At 63.7% G+C, this 20303-nt stretch carries 21 protein-coding genes, 2 tRNA genes and 1 pseudogene; 13 read left to right on the top strand and 11 right to left on the bottom strand.

What is annotated here, in order from left to right; translation table 11 throughout:
* Nucleotides 1-19: 19 nt before the first annotated feature.
* The 3 genes from hdeA to AC0X69_RS10720 form a co-directional block, all read right to left on the bottom strand.
* Complete coding sequence (hdeA, locus tag AC0X69_RS10730) at nucleotides 20-352, bottom strand: acid-activated periplasmic chaperone HdeA (RefSeq protein ID WP_482607503.1); 333 nt, start codon at nucleotides 350-352, stop codon at nucleotides 20-22.
* Nucleotides 353-459: 107 nt separating this feature from the next.
* A complete protein-coding gene (locus AC0X69_RS10725; RefSeq protein ID WP_482607501.1) occupies nucleotides 460-1251 on the bottom strand; it encodes a TOBE domain-containing protein in 792 nt (263 codons plus the stop codon).
* Nucleotides 1252-1341: 90 nt separating this feature from the next.
* On the bottom strand, nucleotides 1342-1599 hold the full coding sequence (locus AC0X69_RS10720; RefSeq protein WP_482607500.1) for a hypothetical protein: 258 nt from the start codon (nucleotides 1597-1599) through the stop codon (nucleotides 1342-1344).
* A gap of 634 nt (nucleotides 1600-2233) precedes the next feature.
* Between AC0X69_RS10720 and AC0X69_RS10715 the strand changes: the two genes are divergently transcribed.
* From AC0X69_RS10715 to AC0X69_RS10705, 3 genes and pseudogenes are all read left to right on the top strand, one after another.
* On the top strand, nucleotides 2234-3037 hold the full coding sequence (locus AC0X69_RS10715; RefSeq protein WP_482607499.1) for an ABC transporter substrate-binding protein: 804 nt from the start codon (nucleotides 2234-2236) through the stop codon (nucleotides 3035-3037).
* Nucleotides 3034-4329, top strand: a pseudogene (locus tag AC0X69_RS10710) (di-heme oxidoreductase family protein). Before AC0X69_RS10715 ends, AC0X69_RS10710 begins: the two are co-directional and overlap by 4 nt.
* Before the next feature lie 17 nt (nucleotides 4330-4346).
* A complete protein-coding gene (locus tag AC0X69_RS10705; protein WP_482607498.1) occupies nucleotides 4347-6632 on the top strand; it encodes a TonB-dependent receptor in 2286 nt (761 codons plus the stop codon).
* 81 nt (nucleotides 6633-6713) lie between these two features.
* On the opposite strand, the gene AC0X69_RS10700 is transcribed toward AC0X69_RS10705, so the two are convergent.
* Both AC0X69_RS10700 and AC0X69_RS10695 read right to left on the bottom strand, forming a co-directional pair.
* Complete coding sequence (locus tag AC0X69_RS10700) at nucleotides 6714-7619, bottom strand: hypothetical protein (protein WP_482607497.1); 906 nt, start codon at nucleotides 7617-7619, stop codon at nucleotides 6714-6716.
* Nucleotides 7616-8773: a ribonuclease Z gene (locus tag AC0X69_RS10695; protein ID WP_482607495.1), complete on the bottom strand. Its 1158-nt coding sequence runs from the start codon at nucleotides 8771-8773 to the stop codon at nucleotides 7616-7618. Before AC0X69_RS10695 ends, AC0X69_RS10700 begins: the two co-directional genes overlap by 4 nt.
* Before the next feature lie 26 nt (nucleotides 8774-8799).
* Between AC0X69_RS10695 and AC0X69_RS10690 the strand changes: the two genes are divergently transcribed.
* Nucleotides 8800-9792 (top strand): aldo/keto reductase, encoded by a 993-nt coding sequence (locus tag AC0X69_RS10690; protein WP_482607494.1) that lies wholly within the window; start codon nucleotides 8800-8802, stop codon nucleotides 9790-9792.
* Nucleotides 9793-9995: 203 nt separating this feature from the next.
* Nucleotides 9996-10574: an HdeD family acid-resistance protein gene (locus AC0X69_RS10685; RefSeq protein ID WP_482607493.1), complete on the top strand. Its 579-nt coding sequence runs from the start codon at nucleotides 9996-9998 to the stop codon at nucleotides 10572-10574.
* A gap of 167 nt (nucleotides 10575-10741) precedes the next feature.
* On the opposite strand, the gene AC0X69_RS10680 is transcribed toward AC0X69_RS10685, so the two are convergent.
* The 3 genes from AC0X69_RS10680 to AC0X69_RS10670 all read right to left on the bottom strand — a co-directional run bounded on the left by AC0X69_RS10680 (nucleotide 10742) and on the right by AC0X69_RS10670 (nucleotide 11687).
* Nucleotides 10742-10948 (bottom strand): hypothetical protein, encoded by a 207-nt coding sequence (locus AC0X69_RS10680; protein ID WP_482607491.1) that lies wholly within the window; start codon nucleotides 10946-10948, stop codon nucleotides 10742-10744.
* 51 nt (nucleotides 10949-10999) lie between these two features.
* Nucleotides 11000-11076: transfer RNA gene (locus AC0X69_RS10675), tRNA-His, on the bottom strand.
* Nucleotides 11077-11126: 50 nt separating this feature from the next.
* A complete protein-coding gene (locus AC0X69_RS10670; protein ID WP_482607490.1) occupies nucleotides 11127-11687 on the bottom strand; it encodes a DUF721 domain-containing protein in 561 nt (186 codons plus the stop codon).
* A 63-nt stretch (nucleotides 11688-11750) separates the two neighbouring features.
* Here AC0X69_RS10670 and mutY point away from each other — a divergent pair, with 63 nt between their 5' ends.
* Together mutY and AC0X69_RS10660 are read left to right on the top strand one after the other, a co-directional pair.
* Nucleotides 11751-12812: an A/G-specific adenine glycosylase gene (mutY, locus tag AC0X69_RS10665; RefSeq protein WP_482607489.1), complete on the top strand. Its 1062-nt coding sequence runs from the start codon at nucleotides 11751-11753 to the stop codon at nucleotides 12810-12812.
* 23 nt (nucleotides 12813-12835) lie between these two features.
* Nucleotides 12836-13102 carry an Imm74 family immunity protein gene (locus AC0X69_RS10660; protein ID WP_482607488.1) on the top strand — a complete coding sequence of 89 codons (267 nt, stop codon included), beginning with the start codon at nucleotides 12836-12838 and terminating at the stop codon, nucleotides 13100-13102.
* A gap of 8 nt (nucleotides 13103-13110) precedes the next feature.
* Here AC0X69_RS10660 and glpK read toward each other — a convergent pair whose 3' ends face one another.
* On the bottom strand, nucleotides 13111-14607 hold the full coding sequence (gene glpK, locus AC0X69_RS10655; protein ID WP_482607486.1) for a glycerol kinase GlpK: 1497 nt from the start codon (nucleotides 14605-14607) through the stop codon (nucleotides 13111-13113).
* A 406-nt stretch (nucleotides 14608-15013) separates the two neighbouring features.
* Between glpK and AC0X69_RS10650 the strand changes: the two genes are divergently transcribed.
* On the top strand, nucleotides 15014-15250 hold the full coding sequence (locus AC0X69_RS10650) for a (2Fe-2S)-binding protein (protein ID WP_482607485.1): 237 nt from the start codon (nucleotides 15014-15016) through the stop codon (nucleotides 15248-15250).
* 27 nt (nucleotides 15251-15277) lie between these two features.
* Nucleotides 15278-15757 (top strand): bacterioferritin, encoded by a 480-nt coding sequence (bfr, locus tag AC0X69_RS10645; protein ID WP_482607484.1) that lies wholly within the window; start codon nucleotides 15278-15280, stop codon nucleotides 15755-15757.
* Between the two features lie 45 nt (nucleotides 15758-15802).
* Here bfr and AC0X69_RS10640 read toward each other — a convergent pair whose 3' ends face one another.
* On the bottom strand, nucleotides 15803-16420 hold the full coding sequence (locus AC0X69_RS10640) for a helix-turn-helix domain-containing protein (protein WP_482613365.1): 618 nt from the start codon (nucleotides 16418-16420) through the stop codon (nucleotides 15803-15805).
* A 257-nt stretch (nucleotides 16421-16677) separates the two neighbouring features.
* Here AC0X69_RS10640 and AC0X69_RS10635 point away from each other — a divergent pair, with 257 nt between their 5' ends.
* From AC0X69_RS10635 to AC0X69_RS10625, 3 genes are all read left to right on the top strand, one after another.
* Complete coding sequence (locus AC0X69_RS10635; RefSeq protein ID WP_482613363.1) at nucleotides 16678-17511, top strand: UDP-2,3-diacylglucosamine diphosphatase; 834 nt, start codon at nucleotides 16678-16680, stop codon at nucleotides 17509-17511.
* Nucleotides 17511-18611, top strand: coding sequence for a glycosyltransferase family 4 protein (locus AC0X69_RS10630; RefSeq protein WP_482607482.1), 1101 nt, complete (start codon nucleotides 17511-17513; stop codon nucleotides 18609-18611). The genes AC0X69_RS10635 and AC0X69_RS10630 overlap by 1 nt, the downstream gene beginning before the upstream one ends.
* Nucleotides 18612-18708: 97 nt before the next feature.
* Complete coding sequence (locus AC0X69_RS10625; RefSeq protein ID WP_482607480.1) at nucleotides 18709-19488, top strand: HesA/MoeB/ThiF family protein; 780 nt, start codon at nucleotides 18709-18711, stop codon at nucleotides 19486-19488.
* A 38-nt stretch (nucleotides 19489-19526) separates the two neighbouring features.
* Here the strand turns inward: AC0X69_RS10625 and AC0X69_RS10620 are convergent, their stop codons facing one another.
* Nucleotides 19527-19880 carry a RidA family protein gene (locus AC0X69_RS10620; RefSeq protein ID WP_482607478.1) on the bottom strand — a complete coding sequence of 118 codons (354 nt, stop codon included), beginning with the start codon at nucleotides 19878-19880 and terminating at the stop codon, nucleotides 19527-19529.
* Between the two features lie 250 nt (nucleotides 19881-20130).
* On the opposite strand from AC0X69_RS10620, the gene AC0X69_RS10615 reads away from it, so the two are divergent.
* A tRNA-Phe gene (locus tag AC0X69_RS10615) sits at nucleotides 20131-20206 on the top strand.
* The last annotated feature ends 97 nt before the right edge of the window (nucleotides 20207-20303 follow it).

Below are 20303 nucleotides of genomic sequence, written 5' to 3'. Positions count from 1 at the left end.
TGGCGGCCACGCACGGACGTCACAGTTTTTTGCCGAGCGACTTTGCGTCGTCTTCGACCTTTTTCCAGGCGCCCTTCAACTTGCTCCAGAAAGACTCTTTCGGCGCCTTCTTGCAATCGTCGATCACCATGGGGATGACCTTTTCAGCGCCTTCGATATCGACTGTTGATCCCGTCGGCTTGCCGGCCTTGCTTTGAGCAGAGGACCAGTAGATCACTTTAGGCTGAAATTGTTCATCGACGGCCAGGAACTCATCGCACGTCCATTTCGACGTCGGCTTTTTCGTTTCCGCGATTGCGTTCGTCGCATAAAGGAATAAGCCGGCCGCGGCGATAAAATAAATTCGGTTCATGGAATGCTCCTTAGGCGCGACGCTTCTGTCGAAGCGTGGCGAAGAGACTATTGCGGAATTACGCCCGTCGCCAGTTGCGCTGCAGCCGCCGACCTCTCCGGAGGCTGCTATTCCACCGCCAAAATGACGTCCGAAGCGTTGAAGGTCGCCAGGGCGGCGTCGCCTTCCTTCAATCCCATGTCTTCGACGTCGCGCCGCGGCGTCACCACGGTCATCGTCTTGCCGAAACCAACGTCAAGCAGGATTTCGCTGTTGCGTTCGGCGTCTATGCGCTGGGTGACCACGCCGCGAAAGCAGTTGCGCTGCAGCGGCGTCGCGTCTCCTGCCGGCGCCAGGCTGACAAAGGAAGCTTTGATGAGGGCCAGAGCCTTGCGTCCCGGAGCAAGGTGCAACTGCTCGGCCGCTTCATTGGTCACGATCGCGAGGATCGTATCCTTCTCCGACACGCGCAGCGTCACTTCGACGTCGACCGGCCACTTCTTGACCTGGGTCACTTCCGCTCGGAAGACGTTGCGCGCCGAAATCGTCATCCCGGCGGTCCAGAGCAGGAAATCTTCAGCGCCGGCGAGACCCTCTTCAGCGATTGTCTCCGATATGCGCCCGAGCTTTTCCTCGAGGCGATGGAAGGTGGCGATCAGCCGCCGGCCTTCCTCGGTCACTTCTGCGCCGCCGCCGCTGCGGCCGCCCGCCTTGGTGACAAAGGCCGGCGTCGGCAGCAGGTTGTTAATGGCGTTCACGGCGTCCCATGCGGCCTTGTAGCTGAAGCCGACGGCTTTGGCGGCCTTGGTGATGCTGCCGTGGGTCGCGACCGCCTCCAACAGCTTCACGCGGTCGCGGCCGACGAGGAGTCGGCCCTCGCTGCGCAGCGCCAGTGAAGCATCAATCTTGCCGTCCGCCATGTCAGCGCCTCGCCTCATCGCCCGGATACAGGGTCGATAGTCAGGACGCAACCGGCTCAGGCGCTCCCGACGGCTTCTCCCACGCGACAATCACGCGACCGCCGCGAAGGCGATCTTTGCGCCGACGCCGAAGCGGGCGCCGTAATTCGCGTGGCGCTTGTTCTGCTGAATAGCCTGGCGCGCGGGACGCCTCCGGCGCGCCTGTAAGAACAGGAACCCTCGTCTTGTATTGAATTCGACAAAATGTAGTAAAGGCTCCAAACCGCCTGCGGCGTGCGAGGACGGCAAGATATAAGCTGTTGGAAAAGCTATATATTTTTTTGCAATCGTAATATGAATCGGTAACATATTCAGGCGTGTTGCATATATATCACACGCTTATATACTTATCATATGTGCACAACGTTCGGACGTTGACTTTTATAACCGTAGTTTGTAGTCAAGCTTTATGTAAGCTAACTACATAGCGGTGCTCGCCTCCCATGATTCGCCCCGTCGCTGTCGCTGTTATCGCCTGTATTTTCAATATTCTAGCAGCGTCGCTGTCCGGCGCGTCGGACGATGGGACGATCATCGTCGTCACAAGCTTTCCGGAAGAATTGACCACCCGTTACGAGCGGGAGTTCGAGCGAAATCACCCGCAAACCCACGTTCAATTCGTCTGGAAACAGTCCCGCGACGCGCTCGCCGAACTCAGCAAGCCGGAACAGGGTGGGGCGGATATTTATTGGTCGCCGGCGCTGGCAAATTTTGCGCTTCTTCGCGACCGCGGCGCGTTCCGCAAGATCTCGGTCGACCGCGCCGCCTATCCCGGCCGGCTGGGCGCACAGCAATTGTCCGACAAAGACGGCTTTTACGAAGCCTATGACGTCGCGGGCTATGGGATCGTCGTCAATCCGGGCGCGCTTGCCGCGGCCGGACTTTCGACCCGCCTCGGCGTTGGCGCGACCTCGCGTCGCCACAATATTCGCGCCGGACGGCCATGCCGGTCGCTGGAAAGGTCGGCTTTTCGCCCGCGCTTTACGATATCGTCCTTCAAAGCGAAGGTTGGACCGAAGGGTGGCGCCTCCTCAGCGAAGTCGCCGGCGAGGCGATGCTGCTCGAGTCCGGCTTCGCGCCGACGGCGTCCGTGCGCGAAGGCAAGGCCGCCTTTGCTCTGACCATCGATTTCATCGCCGAGAGCGCCAAAGCCAATGGCGCGCCGCTCGCGATGATCTATCCGGAGCGCACGGCGTTCCTGCCCGCCCATGTCGCGATGGCCGCCGGCTCCAAACACGCCGCCGGCGCGCAGGCCTTCATCGACTTCCTGCTGTCGAAGGAAGGCCAGCAGTTGATGATGGAGCGCGACAGCCGCCGCCATCCGGCGCGACCCGACGCCTATCAGAACGCGCCAGAGGGCTTTACGAATCCCTTTGCGCTGCCGGCGTCGACGATACTCGACTATGACTCGGAGATCGGCCGCCGGCGCCCGCCGCTGATCACGCTCCTCTTCGATCTGGCGATCGTCGAAAACCACGCCGCGAACGCCGAGCTGTGGCGAAAGCTGCACGACGCCGAAAAAAAATTCGCCGGCGACGCAAAGGCGATGGCGGTCGTCGCCGAGGCAAGGAAACTCGCCGGCTTCGTTCCGGTCTCCGACGCCGACTCGCGCGCGACTGACTTCCTTGAGCGTTTCGCGCGTCGCGACGCCATCGATCCGCAGCAGATCGCGCAGTGGCGTAAGGAGATCGCCGCTTCACGGCAAAAGGCGCATGCGCTGGTTGTGAGCCTGGACGCGGCACCGTGAAACGCCTCGGCGTCCTTTTATGCGCCGCGCTGCTGGCCGGCGCGGCGCGCTACGAGGCGAGCGGCCCCGAAAGCGAAGCCTTCACACAGGCTGTCGAGGGCTTGCAGGTCGAACAGGCCGCGAGCTTCCGCAAGGGAAGCGGCATATTCCGTCAAGCATGGGTGATCGGGCCGTCGCAGGATCATCCTGACTTTACCGGTCTCGGACCGCTCTACAATCGGCTTTCCTGCATCGCCTGCCACGTCAAGAACGGTCGCGGCGCCGCCCCGGATTTGGAAAATGGGCTCGCGCGCACGATGGCGGCGAGGCTGAGCGTCGATGGGAAGGACGCGCTTGGCGGACCACGAGCCCATCCCATTTACGGCGCTCAGCTCAATCCCGAAGGCGTTCCCGGCGTCGCTGGCGAAGGTCAGGCCGTCGTCGAATACGCCGAATTCGACGTCTCGCTCTCCGAGGGCGAGAAGATAACGCTTCGCCGCCCGACGCTCTCGTTCCGCAATCTCGCTTACGGTCCGCTCGGACCACAGACAAAGACGTCGCTGCGCAACGCGCCGCCTGTCTTCGGTCTGGGTTTGCTCGAAGCTGTGTCCGAAGCCGAGATTCTCGCTGGCAAGGGCAGGCCGAATTTCGTCTTCAGCGTCGAGACCAATCGCAAGGCGCTCGGCCGCTTCGGGCTCAAAGCCAATCAGCCCGATCTCATGCAGCAGATCGCCAACGCTTTCGCCGAGGACATCGGCATAACCTCGTCGCTGTTCCCTGACGAAAACTGCGCGTCGACTCGAAGCGAATGTCACGGCGCGTCGACCCCCGAGCTGACAGACGCGCAACTCGACGCCGTCTCAACCTATATCCGCGCGCTCGCGCCGCCAGCGCGGCGCAATCTCGAAGACGCTCGCGTCAAAGACGGCGAGGGCCTGTTTCATGAGATCGGCTGCGCCGCCTGCCATCGCGAGGCGCTGCACGTTGCGAATTTTCCGCTGCAGCCTGCGCTGAATGGCGTCGAGATCCATCCCTACGCTGATCTTCTGCTGCATGACATGGGCGAAGGACTCGCTGACGGCCGCGAGGATTTCGAGGCTGGTCCGCGCGACTGGTGAACGCCGCCGCTCTGGGGGCTGGGTCTCGCGGGCAAAGGCGGAGACGGCGCCAATTTTCTGCATGACGGCAGGGCGCGCACGCCCGCCGAGGCGATCCTCTGGCACGGCGGCGAAGCGCAAGCGTCGGCCGAAGCCTTCCGCAAACTTCCCGCACGCCAGCGCGACGCGCTGCTCGCTTTCCTCAACTCTCTCTGACGTTCATGGGGGCAAAGATGACCAGGCTGCTTACTTCGACGGCGATCTCAGGCGGCGTTCTTCTTTCGCTGTTGACGAGCGCCGGCGCGCAGACTCAGCTGCCGCCGATCGAGGTGCGTTCGCCGAAAGCGTTTGAACTCGGACAGATCAAGGTCGGCGAACGCCGCCTCGGGCTTCCGACGAAGGTCGCTGCGCCTGCGGCTCCTGGCGGCGTCGGCGCCGGCGCGGGCGCGCCGCCTCCCACATGGTCCCCGTCGGAAAAAATCGATAATGGCCCGACCCCCCGACAGCATACCGACGCCTTTGGCGGCTATACGATCACCAACAGACAGATGGAGACTTTCTCTCGCGATACGCTGGACTCCGCGGTCAATCTCGCGCCGGGCGTGAACAGCCAACTTGTCGGCGGCACGCGCAACGAGCAGAACATCTATGTGCGCGGCTTCGACCGCTGGCAGGTGCCGCTCACCATCGACGGCGTGCGCGTCTACCTGCCGGCCGACAACCGGCTTGACTTCGCGCGTTTTCTCACCGCCGATATCGCCGAAATCCAAATCGCCAAGGGCTACGTCTCGGTGCTCGACGGGCCGGGCGGCATGGGCGGCCAGATCAATCTCGTCACGCGCAAGCCCTCTCGCGAATTGGAGTTCGAAGGAAGGGCGAAACTCGAATTCGGCCGCGACGGCACATTCCTGGGACCGCGCGCCTATGCCTACGCCGGCACGAAGAGGGATCTCTATTACGCGCAGCTCAGCGGCACCTTTCAAACGATGGACGGATGGATGCTGCCCGCGAGCTATAGGTCGACGCTGACGCAAGGCTGGGGCATGCGCGGCCAATCCTATTCACGCGACTTCAACATTGGCGCCAAGGTCGGCGTTACGCCCAATGCGACGGACGAATATTCGCTGAGCTTCAACCGCCAGGAAGGTGAGAAGGGAGCGCCGCTGCATATCACCGATCCGCTTGCGAGCCAGCGCTTCTGGAGATGGCCTTACTGGCGGGTGCAGAATCTCTATTTCCTTTCCAAGACCCAGCTTGGCGACGCCTCCTATGTCAAGACGCGCGGCTACTGGACCAAATTCGACAATGGCCTCACCGCCTATGACAACCAGTCGTTCATCACTCAATCCCTGCAGCGCTCCTTCATCAGCCCCTATATGGATTATTCTCTCGGCGCCGAGGTCGAGGCGGGCCACCAGTTCGGCGACATCGACACGTTGAAAGGCCTGTTCTTCTACCGCTTCGACAATCATGGCGAACAACAGAAAGGCTTCGGCCGGAATACTCTCAGCGGGCTCTTCCCAAACAACGACCCGAGGGGAAGAGTCGGATGCTTCACGGGCGTGCCTTGCTTGTTCGAGCCGCTCCAGACAAGCCAGGAGGACACTTATTCGGTCGCGGTCGAAAACACGTTCCATCCGCGCAAGGACATCGATCTCGTCGCCGGCTTCAGCTACGACTGGCGGCACTTGCGACAGGCCGACGAGTGGACTACGGATCGCGGCTACTTCCAATATACGCCCAAGGACGTACAGGCGCCCAATTATCAGGGCGCCGCGATCTGGCATTACACCGATCAGGACCGCCTTTATTTCAAAGTGTCGAGTCGAACCCGTTACCCGACGCTGTTCGAGCGATTCAGCTCCCGCTTTGGCGGCCAAACGTCCAATCCGGGACTGAAGCCCGAACGCGCCACCAATTTCGATCTCGGCTGGTCCTCCGAATTCGCGCCCGGCAGCCGCGTCTCGATCGACGTCTTCTACAGCCTCGTCGACAGATTCATCCAAGGCGTTCCCATACTCGACCCTACGGGCGTCCCTACCACGCAGCAACAGAATGTCGGCCAGGCCCGCTTCTGGGGCTCGGAAATATCGGCCGACTATTTCGTGCGGGAGGATTTCTCGCTCGGCGGCAATCTGACGCTGATCCGCCGCCGCCTGGATGCGCCGCCATCCCTGTTTTTCTCGGGGAGGACGCTCACAGGGATCGTCACGCTCCAGCCAATCGGCGTGCCCGATGCAAAGCTGATTTTCTACGCCGGCTATCGTCCGATCCCGGGGCTGACCATTATGCCGAACATCGAGATGGCGACCAGTCGATGGACCAGCGTCTCGACCGGCCTCGTGTATTACCGAACCAACCCTTACCTCCTAACGAATTTGAACGTGGACTACCAGCCTACCGACAACGTCAAATTTCAGGCCGGCGTGCGCAATTTCTTCGACGAGCTCTATACGGTGACGGACGGCTATCCCTCTCCCGGACGCAGCTTTTATCTCGCGACAAAAGTGAACTTCTAGGCGCGTTCGCGGGCGGGCCCTTCGTCTCGGTTCTTACCTTGGCGGAGGACCCGCCGCGCGATGCGAGCGCGCCGTCCCTCTCTATTTCAGCTTTGCGTCCCAGGTCGGCGAATCCGGGCTGCGGAAATCGAAATCCCAGGCGAATCTCCTCATCAGATTGACGCCCAGCAGGAAGGGAACGTTTCGACCGAGAGCGGCGCGCAAGCGGCCGAAGTCGTAGGAGATGACATAAAGATCGCGCAGAACCCGGCCTTCGCCGAGATCCAGCGACTTGATCCTGTATACGTTGAGCGAAATGCGGTTGCCGCCGACGCCGCTTGCGCTTGCCTTGGCCCTTACGGGGACGAAAAGTCCCTTGTGCTTGCGTATGAATTGCTGATCGACCGCCGAGACTTCCGCGCCCGAGTCGAACAGGCCCACAGCAGTGGTATTGCCGACGCGCAGGTCGACGCCGACGAGCCGCCCGTCGGGTCCCAGCCGCCGGAACGGTTTCGGCCGGCCGCCGGCCGTCGCGTCTCCGAAGAAAACGAGCTCGCGGCGATCGATATCCAGGCTGAAGCGCGCGCCTTTGAAAAAATCGATTCCCAACAGATCATCGCCGTCGCCCGGCGGACAGCGCGTGACCTCATATTTCGCCCGCCCGATGTTGGCGCCCTGGCTGGCGACGAGTTCGACCTGCGGCGCTTCAACCTCGTCGCACTGCATCGACGCGCCCGACGCTCCCGTCGACGCGCTGTGGCCGAGAATGGGCAGATCCTTGTTCCATGCGGCCAGCCTGAGGCGGGTGCTGGACGCCCCCGTGTCGAGGCGCATGGTTCCCATGACGTTGCCGACGCGGACCGGCAGGTAGATGCGCCCGCCGGAATATTGATCCTCGGTCACGGTCAGCGAAATGACGGAACGGCTTCTCTCTGCGCCGGCGCCGGCGACTGGGGAGAAGAACAGCGCCGCAAAAACGAAAAACGCCGTCGCCCGAAAAATTTTCATGAACTGCTTCCCGCTTCCGAATGCGTCTTCAGCTTAAGAAACGCGTCCTGAGCTTCGCGCGCAAGCTCCGCGCCTTGTCCCTTGTAGCGGGGCGAGTAATGAAAGGTCACGAGGCGCTTCGCGCCGGCGAGACGCGCGATCGTTCCCGCCTGACGCGCCGTCAGATGCCGCCGCGCTGCGGCGGCGGCCGAGTCACACTCCAGAAAACCGCCTTCGATGAAGAGCGTGTCCGCGCCTGCCGCGAGCTGCACGATGCGTTCGATGTTGCGGTCGGTGTAGGCGCAATCGACCACGTAAGCGATTTTGCGGCCCGAGGAGATCTTCATGATCTTCTTCTTCAGCAGGCCGAAGGGCAGAGCGTCGGGCTTCTCGCCTGCCGAATCATTCCAGCTGACCTTGATGGGCGCCGCATCGTCGACCCCGCGAAGCGTCGCATCCTTGAACGTCCGTAGCCACGGGCCCACGGCGAGGCCCATCGCATCGAGCCTGTTGCGCCATATGTTGATATGCGCGCGCTCTTCCAGAGCGAAAGCGAGAACCTGCAGTCCGTGATCGAGCGTCGTGGCGCGAACCTGAATGCCAGATTCCTTGTGCAGCAGTCCATCGCTGGGCGCGCTCTTCTCTTCATCGCGACGCGCAAATTGCGTTCGTCCCGAGAAGGACGCGGAAGACTTGGATCCGGATTCGTCGATTTCGGTGACGCGGAACGTCAGATTGCCGTCATAGCCGGCGATGAGGTTCCAGGAATAGGCTCTGAGCTTATGTTCAACCGCATCGATTATGCCGCGTGGCCCATAAACGCCCAGCGTCATTTCGCGCCCGAGCAGCCGCCGCAGCAGCTGATCGAAGCCGGCGAAGTGATCCATGTGCAGATGCGTCACGAAGACGTCGCTGATGCGCAGCATCTTTCGCGGCGAAAGCCGCGCGAGATCGCCAAGATCAAAGAGCAGCGCCCGCTTTTCGAAAACGAGATCGACGTAAAGTCCGGGATCATCGAACTGATCATTGATCAGCGCAGGGTCGAAATGGCGCGGCACGGTTCTTTCGCTCTCATTGCGCCCGGCAAGCATAAGCTCATGCGCGGCCGCGAGCAGGGATGCAGTAACATATAGTTGCGCGGCGCAGACAGGTTTGCGGGCGTCGTCAATCCGCATCGATCTGCGGCTTTAGGAGATCCTAAATGATCACTCGCAAACTCGGCGCGAACGGCCCGGTCGTTTCAGCCCTCGGCCTCGGCTGCATGGGCATGTCCGACCTCTACGGCGCATCGGACCGCGCGGAAGGCGTCGCCACCATTCACGCCGCTCTCGACGCCGGCGTAACGCTGCTCGACACAGGCGATTTCTACGGCATGGGCGACAATGAAATGCTGATCGCGGAAGCGCTGCGCGGCCGCCCGCGCGACGCCGCCATTCTCAGCGTCAAATTCGGCGCGCAGCGCGATCCGGACGGAAATTGGATCGGCTTCGACGGGCGGCCCTCCGCCGTGAAGACATCGCTCGCCTACAGTCTGAAGCGCCTTGGCGTCGATCATCTCGACGTCTATCGGCCGGCGCGGCTCGACCCGAACGTGCCCATCGAGGAAACGATCGGCGCCATCGCCGACATGGTCAAGGCGGGTTACGTCCGCTTCATCGGACTTTCGGAAGTCGGGCCGGAGACGATCCGCCGGGCGGCCGCCGTTCACCCCATCGCCGATCTGCAGATCGAATATTCGCTGATCTCGCGCGGAATTGAAAAGACGATTCTCCCGACCTGCCGTGCGCTCGGCATAGGCCTCACCGCCTATGGCGTGCTGTCGCGCGGGCTGATCAGCGGCCATTGGCAAGCCCAGAAGCAAACAGGAGCAATGGATTTTCGCGCGACTATTCCGCGCTTCCAGGGCGCCAATCTGGATCAGAATCTGGCGATCGCAGACGAGATCAAGCGCGTCGCCGACGCCAGAGGCGCGACCGTCGCACAGGTCGCCATCGCCTGGGTTGTATCGCGCGGCAACGATATCGCGCCGCTCGTCGGCGCGCGGCGGCGGGACAGGCTCTCAGAATCGCTTGGCGCGCTTTCGCTGACGCTCGATGGCGAGGCGCTTTCCGCTTTGGAGAACATCGCCGATTCCGTCGCGGGAGAGCGATATGCGAAGGCGCAAATGAGCCATCTCGACAGCGAACGCTCTTGAACGCCGCTCACGACGGGCCGCTTTTGCTCGGACCCTCCGAGGCTGATTCTATGTTCGTGGTTTCGCGTCGCTCGGAAAAGCCGGCGTATCTTCCGTCGGCCACAAAGCAGTGGAGGCGCGTTCTTCGCGGAATTATCCGCTTGCTATTTGCCTGTGATCGGCAAAGATCTGGCTTTCACCCACCTTGCCATGGAAGCCCTTAGATGCAGCGCCAGTTTGACTCTTTCGTTTCGGCCGCCCCCGACGTCCTCGCCGTACACTGGGGCTGGGTCATAGCCTTGGGGATATTTGTCGGGGCGCTGGGAATCCTGGCGATCATCCGCGCCCGAATGGCGACCTTCATCGCGGTCGGCTTTCTGGGCGCGCTGCTCATCGTCAGCGCGGTGTCGGTTCTCATCTTCGCCTTCTCGGCGGCGGGCCTGTGGACCGACTTTTTCGTTCACGTGCTGTGGGCGGTTCTGCTGGCGGTCGTTGGAATCATGCTCCTGACGCGCCCGGCGATCAGCGCCGAAGCGATCACGCTGCTGATCGCCTTCTATTTCATTGCCGAAGGCATACTCATCATCGGTTTTGCGCTGACCTCTCAAATCGAGGGTCTGTGGATGTATCTCCTGCAGGGCGGCGTCGCTTTGGTGCTCGGCGCGCTGTTGCTGACCGGCTGGCCGTTCACCGGACTCTGGGCGATCGGCACTTTCCTCGGCATCGATCTGCTGTTCAAAGGATGGGGCATCATTGCGCTGGGCTTCGCGCTTCGCGCCATCTCGGAAGGCAATCTGCTGTAACCGGAATCGCTCGATGTCATTCCCGAGGCGCGTAGCGCGATCGGGAATCCCGCGTCCGACCAAATTCTTGAACGTTGCTCGGAATTCCCGGTCAGGCCTCCGGCCTGCCGGGAATGACAGGCCCAGCGAATTCGACAGCCGGATTCAAAGGCCTTCGATGGACGGGCTCAATCGAGGCCGCCGGTCGGGTTGGCAAGCCAATAGAGCATGCAGAAGGCCGCCGTGATCAGGCCGGAGCCGAAAAAGGCTCCCGCCACGCCTTCATCGGGAATGGCGTAGCTCGCCGCCGACATCAGCAGACCGAAGGTTGCGACATAGATCGGCCGCGGGTCGCGTTCCGGCTGCTTGCCCTGAAGCCTTTTCCGCCAACTCATAAGTCGCCTTGCTCCCGGCGGACCAGGCCTGAATGTGGCGCACTAAGAGCATGGTACCGCCACCCCGGCTCGAACGGGGGACCCCCAGATCCACAATCTGGTGCTCTAACCAACTGAGCTATGGCGGCATTGAGCGGCGCGAACCTATGCGCGATTGCAAGCCTTTGCAAGACCGGCGTCAAGCGTCGCGGGGGTCCTGAATCGCGCCGGCGAGCGCGCGTTCGCCGAGCCTGATGAGCGCGGCGCGCAGGGCCTCTTCCGCGACGCCCTCGACCGCCTCGGCGGCGCGGGCGCGGGCCGCCGCGTCGGCCTTTGGCGGGCGGCCGGGGCTCGGCCGGGCAGGGGACGCGGGAGCCAGTTCCTCCTGCCGCAGCGAGAGCCGCGCGACGCATCGCCAGCCGAGATGCGCGTTGACCCGGTCGATGATGGTCGGCGCGAGATGCTGCAGCTCGAGTCCGAAGCCCGGGTCAACCCGCAGCACGAGAGTGGCCGGCTCGCGCGGCGTCTTTTCGCGGCGTTTTGCGCCGGGCGGCTCGGCCGGTTTCGTCCGCGCGCGCGGCGGCCATTGCAGTGAGGCGGGCGCGCAGATCCGGGCGATCCGCGCGCCGACGATCTCGCGCCAGCACAAAAGCAGCGAGGCTTCCCCGAAGCCGCGCGCGGCGACGAGCGGATCAAGTTCGCGCAGGACGTAATCCGCGAGCGGGCGCGCGAAACTTTTGGCGCGCGGGGAGAGGCTCATCGAGCTTGCGGCCGGGCCGCCCTTCTTGCGGGGGCGAGGCTTCGCCCTCTATCAATCGCGCTCATGATAAGGCCTCGCGCGAGATCGACCAAACCGGCGGAAGCGCTGCTTGCCTGGTATGACGCCGCGCGGCGCGAGCTGCCCTGGCGCGCGAGGCGCGGCGAAGCGCCGGACCCCTATCGGGTGTGGCTGTCGGAAATCATGCTGCAGCAGACGACCGTCGCCACGGTGAAGGACCGCTACAGGGAGTTTCTGGCCCGCTGGCCGACGGTCGAGGATCTGGCCCGCGCCCCGCTCGACGACGTTCTCGCGCTATGGGCGGGGCTCGGCTATTACGCCCGGGCCCGCAACCTGCACGCCTGCGCGCGCGCGGTCGCGGACTCCGTCGGCGGATTTCCGCGCGAGGAGACGGCCCTGCGGCGGCTTCCCGGCGTCGGCCCCTATACGGCGGCGGCGATCGCCGCCATCGCCTTCGATCAGCCCTGCGTCGCGGTCGACGGGAATGTCGAGCGCGTCGTCGCGCGGCTGCATGCGATCGAGCGCCCGCCGCGAAAGTCCGCGCCGCTGATTCGCGAAAAGGCCGCAGCGCTCATGAGCCATGCGCGGCCCGGCGATTCAGTTCAGGCGCTGATGGAGCTCGGCGCGCTGGTGTGCACGCCGCGAACGCCGGGCTGCGCCGCCTGTCCGCTGTCGTCCTGCTGCGCGGCGCGGCGCCTTGGCGCGCAGCGCGACTATCCGGCGCGCGAGGCCAAAGCGCCAAAACCCCGGCGCCGCGGCGCGATCTTCATCCTTCGGCGCGGCGACGAGGCGCTGCTGCGCCGATTGCCGCCCAAGGGACTGTTTGGCGGCATGAACGCCTTTCCCTCGACGCCCTTGACGCAGGACGTCGGCGCCGCCGAATTCTCGCGTTTCGCGCCCTGCGCCGCGGAATGGCGCGCGCTCGACGCGCCGGTGACGCATGTCTTCACCCATTTCGCGCTCGACGCGACGGTGTTCGTCGCGCATACGCGCGCCAAAGCGCCGCCCGCAGATTGCCGCTGGGCGGCGCGCGCCAATCTCGATAAAGAGGGATTGCCGACGCTCATGCGCAAGGCCGCCGTTCGCGCCGGACTTGTCGAGGAGTGAGAGCCGCAAGGCTGGAGGGAGCCATGGCGCGACGCGGAAGCGGCTATCAGGTCGAGATGACGGAGGGCGCGATTCGCGTGCGCCGCGACGGGAGGACGCTCACCATTCCCGCAGCGGCGCCGGACGCGGAATCGGACGAAGACGCCGATTTTGTCGTGCGTCTCGATGATCTCGACCATTGGGATGCGCCCGATGACGAAACGCCGATCGAGATCGAGGAGCTGCAGAAAATTCTCGACGCGGTCGAACGACAGCTCGAAAAGCACGGTTTAAGCGTCGATTTCGAATAGCGCGCCGGTCAGATCGCCCAGCCGAGCGAACGCTCGACAGCTTTTTCCCATGAGGCGATGAGCCGCAGGCGCTCCTGCGGCGTCATATCGGGCGTAAAGCGGCGCGACTCGCGCGCATGCGCGACGATGTCGTCGAGGCTTCGATAGACGCCAACGGCGAGGCCCGCCGCATAGGCGGCGCCGACCGCCGTCAGTTCGAGCTGCCGCGGCCGGACGACCGGCGCGTCATTGATGTCAGCCTGGAACTGCATCAGCAGGTCGTTCGCCGCCATGCCGCCGTCGACCCTGAGCGCGCCGATATCGACGCCTGCGTCCGCCATCATCGCGGCCAGAACCTCCCGGGTCTGGAAGGCCGCCGCTTCGAGCGCGGCGCGCGCGATATGGCCCTTGTTGGAGAAGCGCGTCAGCCCCGCGATCAGTCCGCGCGCATCGCCGCGCCATCGCGGCGCAAAAAGACCAGAGAAGGCGGGAACGAAATAGACGTCGCCATTGTCGGGCACGCTCCTCGCCAGCGCCTCGATCTCGCGGCTCTCTTTGATGACGCCGAGATTGTCGCGCAGCCATTGCACCAGAGCGCCGGCGATGGCGATCGAGCCCTCCAGCGCGTAGCAGGGTTTGGCGTCGCCAAGCTGATAGGCGAGCGTCGTCAGCAGGCCTTTGGTCGAGACGCGCGGCGTCTCGCCGACGTTCATGAGGAGAAAGCAGCCGGTGCCGTAAGTGTTCTTGGCGTCGCCCGCATTGACGCAGGCTTGCCCGAGCAGCGCGGCGTGCTGGTCGCCGAGCGCGCCGGCGAGCGGAACGCCCGCGAGCGCGCCGACGCATTCGCCGTAAACTTCGCTCGAGGAGCGTATTTCCGGCAGACAGGCCGCGGGGATGTCGAAGATCCGCAGCAGTTCTTCGTCCCAGCCCAGCGTTTGCAGGCTCATCAGCTGGGTGCGCGAAGCATTGGTCGCGTCGATGACGTGACGTCCTCGGCCCGGGCCGCCGGTCAGATTCCAGATGATCCAGGAATCGATCGTGCCAAAAAGCGCCTTTCCTTGCGCGGCGCTTGCGCGCGCGCCGGGGATCTCGTCGAAGAGCCAGCCGAGCTTGAGAGCGGAGAAATAGGTCGCGAGCGGCAGTCCCGTTCTTGCGCGGACGAGATCGCCCAAGCCTTGGTCCGTTAGGCGATCGACGGCGGCCTGGGTGCGCGTGTCCATCCAGACGATGGCGTTATGGAGCGGCGCGCCCGTCGCCGCATCCCACAGGACCGTCGTCTCGCGCTGATTGGTGACGCCGACGGCGGCGAGGTCCGCTGCCGAGAGTCCAGCCTTCGCCAGCGCCGCTTCAATCACGGCCTGAGCGTTTCGCCAGATTTCCGCCGCGTCGTGCTCGACCCAGCCGGGGCGGGGATAGATCTGGCGATGCTCGCGCTGCGCCTGGGCGAGGATTTCGCCGGACGCATCCAAAATCGCAAAACGCGTGCTCGTCGTGCCCTGATCCAGCGCGCCCAAGAGCTTCAGCATTCATAACCTTCTGATGAACGGGAATTTCAGCCCTGGTTCAGCGCGTTCGCCCGCATTCTCTCAACGGTTCCGTGACTTCCCATGAGGAGGATGCGCCATGAGATCGGCAGCCGTCAAAGCTGGTCTCGGCTCCACTGAATCTGAGCCGAGGGCCTCTCGCGGCTCTTTTCTTTCAAACTCTTGCCCTGCGGCCGAACGGTCCGAAATGAATTTGATGAACCGGCACGGTCCTTGCCACTTGAGTTCATCGATGCGGCCTTCTGTCCGAAAGCCGACATCGGAGTTGGCAAACCATGGGAAGAGGTGTAACCTACTGAAACGAAAGGTAGTTTGCAATCTTTCCAAACTAGGAGGTTTGCAGCCTTTCCAGAAAGTAGTTTGCAATCTTTCCAAACTAGGCTAAGCAATGATCGTCTGTTCGTGCAACGTCCTGTCGGACCGCGATGTGCGCGATACGCTTGGGTCCCGCGGCGACCGGCCTTCGGTTGCAGCGGTGTTCCGGCATATGGGTTGCGAGGCGAAATGCGGGCGCTGTGTGCGCAGCATCGTCGCCATCGTCGACCAGCACGCCGCGCGAGGGTTGGACGAGTGTCCAGGGAACGGCGATTGTGAGGGCTGTCGCGCCGACGAACTGGCGGCCTGACGTCTATTTCATGGAAAGGATGCGGACATGCGCGGTGACGCGAAAGTCATCGAGTATCTTAATCGCGGTTTGCGCGCAGAATTGACGGCGGTCAATCAATACTGGCTGCATTTCCGCATTTTCCACAATTGGGGCTTTCTCGAACTCGCCAAGAAATGGCGGGAAGAATCCATTGAGGAGATGCATCACGCGGATCATTTCGCCGAGCGCATCCTGTTCCTCGAAGGCTTTCCGAACATGCAGGTGCTCGATCCGCTGCGCATCGGTCAGTCGGTAGAGGAGATCATCAAGGCGGATCTCGCCACCGAACTCGGCGCCCGTGACTTGTATCTCGAAGCCGCCGCCTATTGCCTCTCGATCAATGACCGCGTTTCGGAGCAGCTCTTCGAAAGCGTGGTCAAGAGCGAGGAGAAGCACATCGACTTCCTCGAGACGCAGCTTGAACTGATCAAGCAGCTCGGCGTCCAGCTCTACTCGCAAAAGCACGTCGGCGGCCTGGACTCCTGAGCCGCGTCGTCGCTCGCCGCAGACGCTCGAACGCCTGCGGCGGCCTCATTCCATCACCGCAGCCTTGAGAATGCAGACCATCGTCGCCTGCGCCGGCGTCGAGCCGAGGTTGCGGATGACGTGCGGCCGATCGCAGCGGTAGCGCAAGGTTTCCCCGGCCTTCACGCTCGACCTGGCGCCGGCGACCTCGACCTCGAGTTCGCCCTCGCGCACGGAGAGGCTTTCGACCGAGCCGCGCTGATGCGCGTCCGATTCCAGCACGCCTCCTGGATCCGCGGCGAATTCGTAGCACTGCAGCCATTCAACGGTCTTGATCCAGCCGATGATCGCCAGACGGCATTTGCCGTCGTCGGAGACCAGGATGGGCGTGTCCGCCTTGCTGGTCTTCTCGAGGAAGGGTTCGTCTTCGGCCGTCTGCAGCACCCGCTCGATCGAGACGTCGAGCGCCTGCGCCAGACGCCAGATCGTGGCGAGCGTCGGATTCGTTTCGTTGCGTTCGATCTGGCTGATGATGGATTTCGCCACCCCGGACTGCTGAGACAGTTCGGAAAGCGACAGATTATAGGCCTTCCGCAACCGCTGCACGGTGGCGCCAAGCTGGCCTGACAGCGCCAGCGCGCCAGCCTCCATCATTTTTTGCCTGTCCTGGCCTTCGACGCCCATCAATTCCTGGCGCTCTACGCGCCCATCCATTTTCAGAATCGGTCCGGCAAGATAGCCGATTGCGTTCGAAATATCGAACGGTCCGCGACATCCCGTCCGGCTTTCGCAGGCATCGAGCCTTGCCGACGTGTCATCCGCCTGTGATGCGAATCTGGTCAATCAGTTCAAAGCGGCGAAGGCGAGAGGCGAACAGGCTCATGCTCGACAGAAACGCCAGATCGAATGTCCTCCAAGCGGCGCGGTCCCACACGGCGCAAATGTCAGATCCGGCAAGCGATCATGCGGTAAAGCGGTATCGGACGATTTTCCTGTCCGACCTTCATCTTGGCGCGCGCGGCGCGCAGGCTGAGCTGCTGGTCGATTTTCTCAAGCACAATGACGCAGACACTTTCTATCTCGTCGGCGACATCGTCGACGGCTGGCGTCTGAAGAACGGCTGGTACTGGCCGCAGGCGCATAACGACGTGGTCCAGAAGCTCCTGCGAAAGGCGAGAAAAGGCGCTCGCGTCATCTATGTGCCGGGCAATCACGATGAATTCGCCCGTGACTACGCCGGACTGAATTTCGGCGGCGTCGAAGTCGTCGAGGACGCGCTGCATGAAACCGCCGACGGCAGGACCATGCTCGTCATCCACGGCGATCAGTTCGACATCGTCGTGCGCAACGCGCGCTGGCTCGCCTTCTTCGGCGACTGGGCCTATGACTTCGCGATCGTCGTCAACACCTGGTTCAACCGCGCGCGCCGTATGTTCGGCGTCGGCTACTGGTCGCTTTCGGCGTGGGCGAAGCTGAAGGTCAAGAACGCCGTAAATTTCATCGGCGATTTCGAGAACGCTTTGGCTTCCGAAGCGGCGCGCCGCAATGTGGACGGCGTCATCTGCGGCCACATCCATCACGCGACGATCAAGACGATCTCCGGCAAGCTCTACGTCAATACAGGCGACTTTGTCGAGAGCTGCACCGCGATCGCCGAACACAGTGACGGCGTCTTCGAGATCTTGCGCTGGCACGATACGGCGGCTGAACGCGCGGCGGCGGACGCCGCAGAGCGCGCCAAGGCTTTGACGAACGAGAGAGCGGCGGCGGCCTGATGCGCATACTGGTGGCGACGGACGCCTGGCGTCCGCAGGTCAATGGCGTCGTCAGATCGCTCGAGGCCATGGCGCAATCCGCGCGCGCGCTCGGCGCCGAGATCGACTTTCTGACGCCGCGCGACTTCAATTCGCTGCCGATGCCGACCTATCCGGAGATCGCGCTGGCGCTCGCCTCGCCGCGCGCCGTCCGCCGGCGTCTCGGAGACGGCTATGATCATGTCCATATCGCGACCGAGGGTCCGATCGGCCTCGTGACCCGGGCCGTCATGTTGCGCGCCGGCCGCTGCTTCACCACGAGCTTTCACACACGCTTTCCCGAATATATCCAGGCGCGCTTCGGACTGCCGGTCGGGCTCGCCTATGCGGCGCTGCGCCGCTTCCATAACGCAGGCGCCGGCGTGATGGTGTCGACGCCGAGCCTCTCGCGGGAACTGTCCGAGCGCGGATTTCGGCGGCTGCTGCGCTGGTCGCGCGGCGTCGATCACGCGCTGTTTACGCCCGACGCGGCGGCGCCGCTTCCCTACGAGCGGCCGATTTTCCTTTACGCCGGCCGTCTCGCCGTCGAAAAAAACATCGAAGCCTTCCTGTCGCTCGATCTGCCGGGCACGAAGCTGCTGGCCGGCGACGGACCGGCGCGCGTCGGGCTCGAAGCCAGATTTCCGCAGGCGAAGTTCCTCGGCGTCAAGACGGGCGCCGAACTCGCCGCGCTTTACGCCTCCTCAGACGCATTCGTTTTTCCGAGCCGCACCGACACCTTCGGCATGGTGATGCTGGAAGCCATGGCCTGCGGCCTTCCGGTTGCGGCCTATCCCGTGATGGGGCCGCTCGACGTCATCGGCGCGAGCGGCGCGGGCGCGCTGAACGAGGATCTGCGGACGGCGGCGCTCTCGGCGCTCGACATCAGCCGCGAGGCGGCGCGCGCGCATGCGCTGACCTACACCTGGGAGAATTGCGCGCGGCAATTCCTCGACAATATCGCCTACGCCCGCGGCGCGGCGGCGCTCGGCGGCGTCGGCATTGAAGCGCTGCGCGCCACGAGCCAGGAGGGCGACGGCGAGCGCCGCTCGGCAAAAAATCGCCAGCCTGTGCAACCCTGAATCTCGATCGTGGGGCGATATCGCCGGCGCTGGAGGCGCGGGGGCGAAGCCGCTATGGTCGCCCGCGCCGCACCCCTGCGCGGCGCCGGAGCGCCTGTTGAGCCTTACCCCTGAAGAGATCGAACGCTATGCCCGGCACCTCGTGCTGCGCGACATCGGCGGGCCGGGCCAAAGCAAACTGAAAGCGGCGCGGGTTCTCGTCGTCGGCGCGGGAGGGCTCGGCGCGCCCTTGCTGCAATATCTCGCCGCGGCCGGCGTCGGCGCGCTCGGGGTCGTCGACGACGACGCGGTTTCCCTGTCGAACCTGCAGCGCCAGGTCATCCACGCGACGCAGGATGTTGGCCGGCTCAAGGTCGACAGCGCGCAAGACGCCGCCCGCCGCATCAATCCGCATGTGGTGGTCGAGCCGCATGCGCTGCGGCTCGATGCGACCAACGCGCGCGCGCTGATCGCGCGCTACGATATCGTCGCCGACGGTTCGGATAATTTCGCGACGCGCTATCTCGTGTCTGACGCATGCTTCTACGAGAGAAAGCCGCTCGTCACCGCGGCGCTCGGCGGCTTCGACGCGTCGCTGACGACGCTGCGGCCATTCGAGCATGGCGCCGACGGCCCCAATCCAACCTATCGCTGTCTGTTTCCGACGCCGCCGCAGCAAGGCGAAATCCCGACCTGTGAGGAAGCGGGCGTTCTCGGCGCGCTTGCGGGCGTCGTCGGCGCGATGATGGCGCTCGAAGTCGTGCGCGAGATCGTCGGCTTTGGCGAGGGGCTCGTGGGCCGCCTGCTGCTCATCGACGCGCATGGCATGCGCTTCGAGACCGTGCGCTACGCCTATGACCCGGAAAATCCGCTGAGCGGCGCCGGCGCGCGTTTATGAACGCGCGCCGCTTTTGACGGGGGTTTGCAACGGCGGCGCTACAGCGCGGCGATGACGGCGATCTCGACCTTATAGGCGGGCGCGACGAGCTTTGCTTCAACGGTGGCGCGCGCCGGCGGATTGGCCTTGTCGACCCATTCGTCCCAGACGCTGTTCATCTCTGCGAAGGTCGAGATGTCGGCGAGATAGATCGTCGCCGACAGGATATTCGCCTTGGCGCTGCCGGCTTCGGCGAGCAGCGCGTCGATCTGGGCCAGAATCTCGCGGGTCTGATCGGCGACAGAGCCGCCCTTCGACTTGTCCGCCACCTGGCCGGCCGTATAGACGGCGTTGCCGCGAACGACCGCCTGGCTCATGCGCGGCCCCGCGCCGATCCTCTTGATGCTGCTCATCCTGCCTCCTGCTGCTGCGCCGGTCTAGGCGAAGCGCGCGGCGCGGGCAAGCGGGCGTCGCGGCCGTGGGCAAGCGGGCATCGCGGCCGGAAGGCAACGAAGCCGCTTCTTCGCAGAGCTTTTGGTTCGCGGCGCGGCGGCGCGCGTCTTCGCGGCGCGCGGAATCCAATCTCGCGCTTCCGGTAGGCTCGCGGGTCTGGACAAGTCCTTGCGCGCTTTCTATAAGCCGCAACACATCGCGTCCGCGCGAGCCCAGGTAGCTCAGTTGGTAGAGCATGCGACTGAAAATCGCAGTGTCGGTGGTTCGATCCCGCCCCTGGGCACCAGCCATTTTTACGAATTGCTGCGATAATATACTATAATCAGATACTTGTGATAGGCGCGACGCACCCGTGCGTATCCGATTCTGCGCCCCGATATCCT

It is taken from the genome of Methylocystis sp. Uni0008, assembly GCF_056838045.1.
This window is presented reverse-complemented; position numbering and strand designations above follow the sequence as displayed.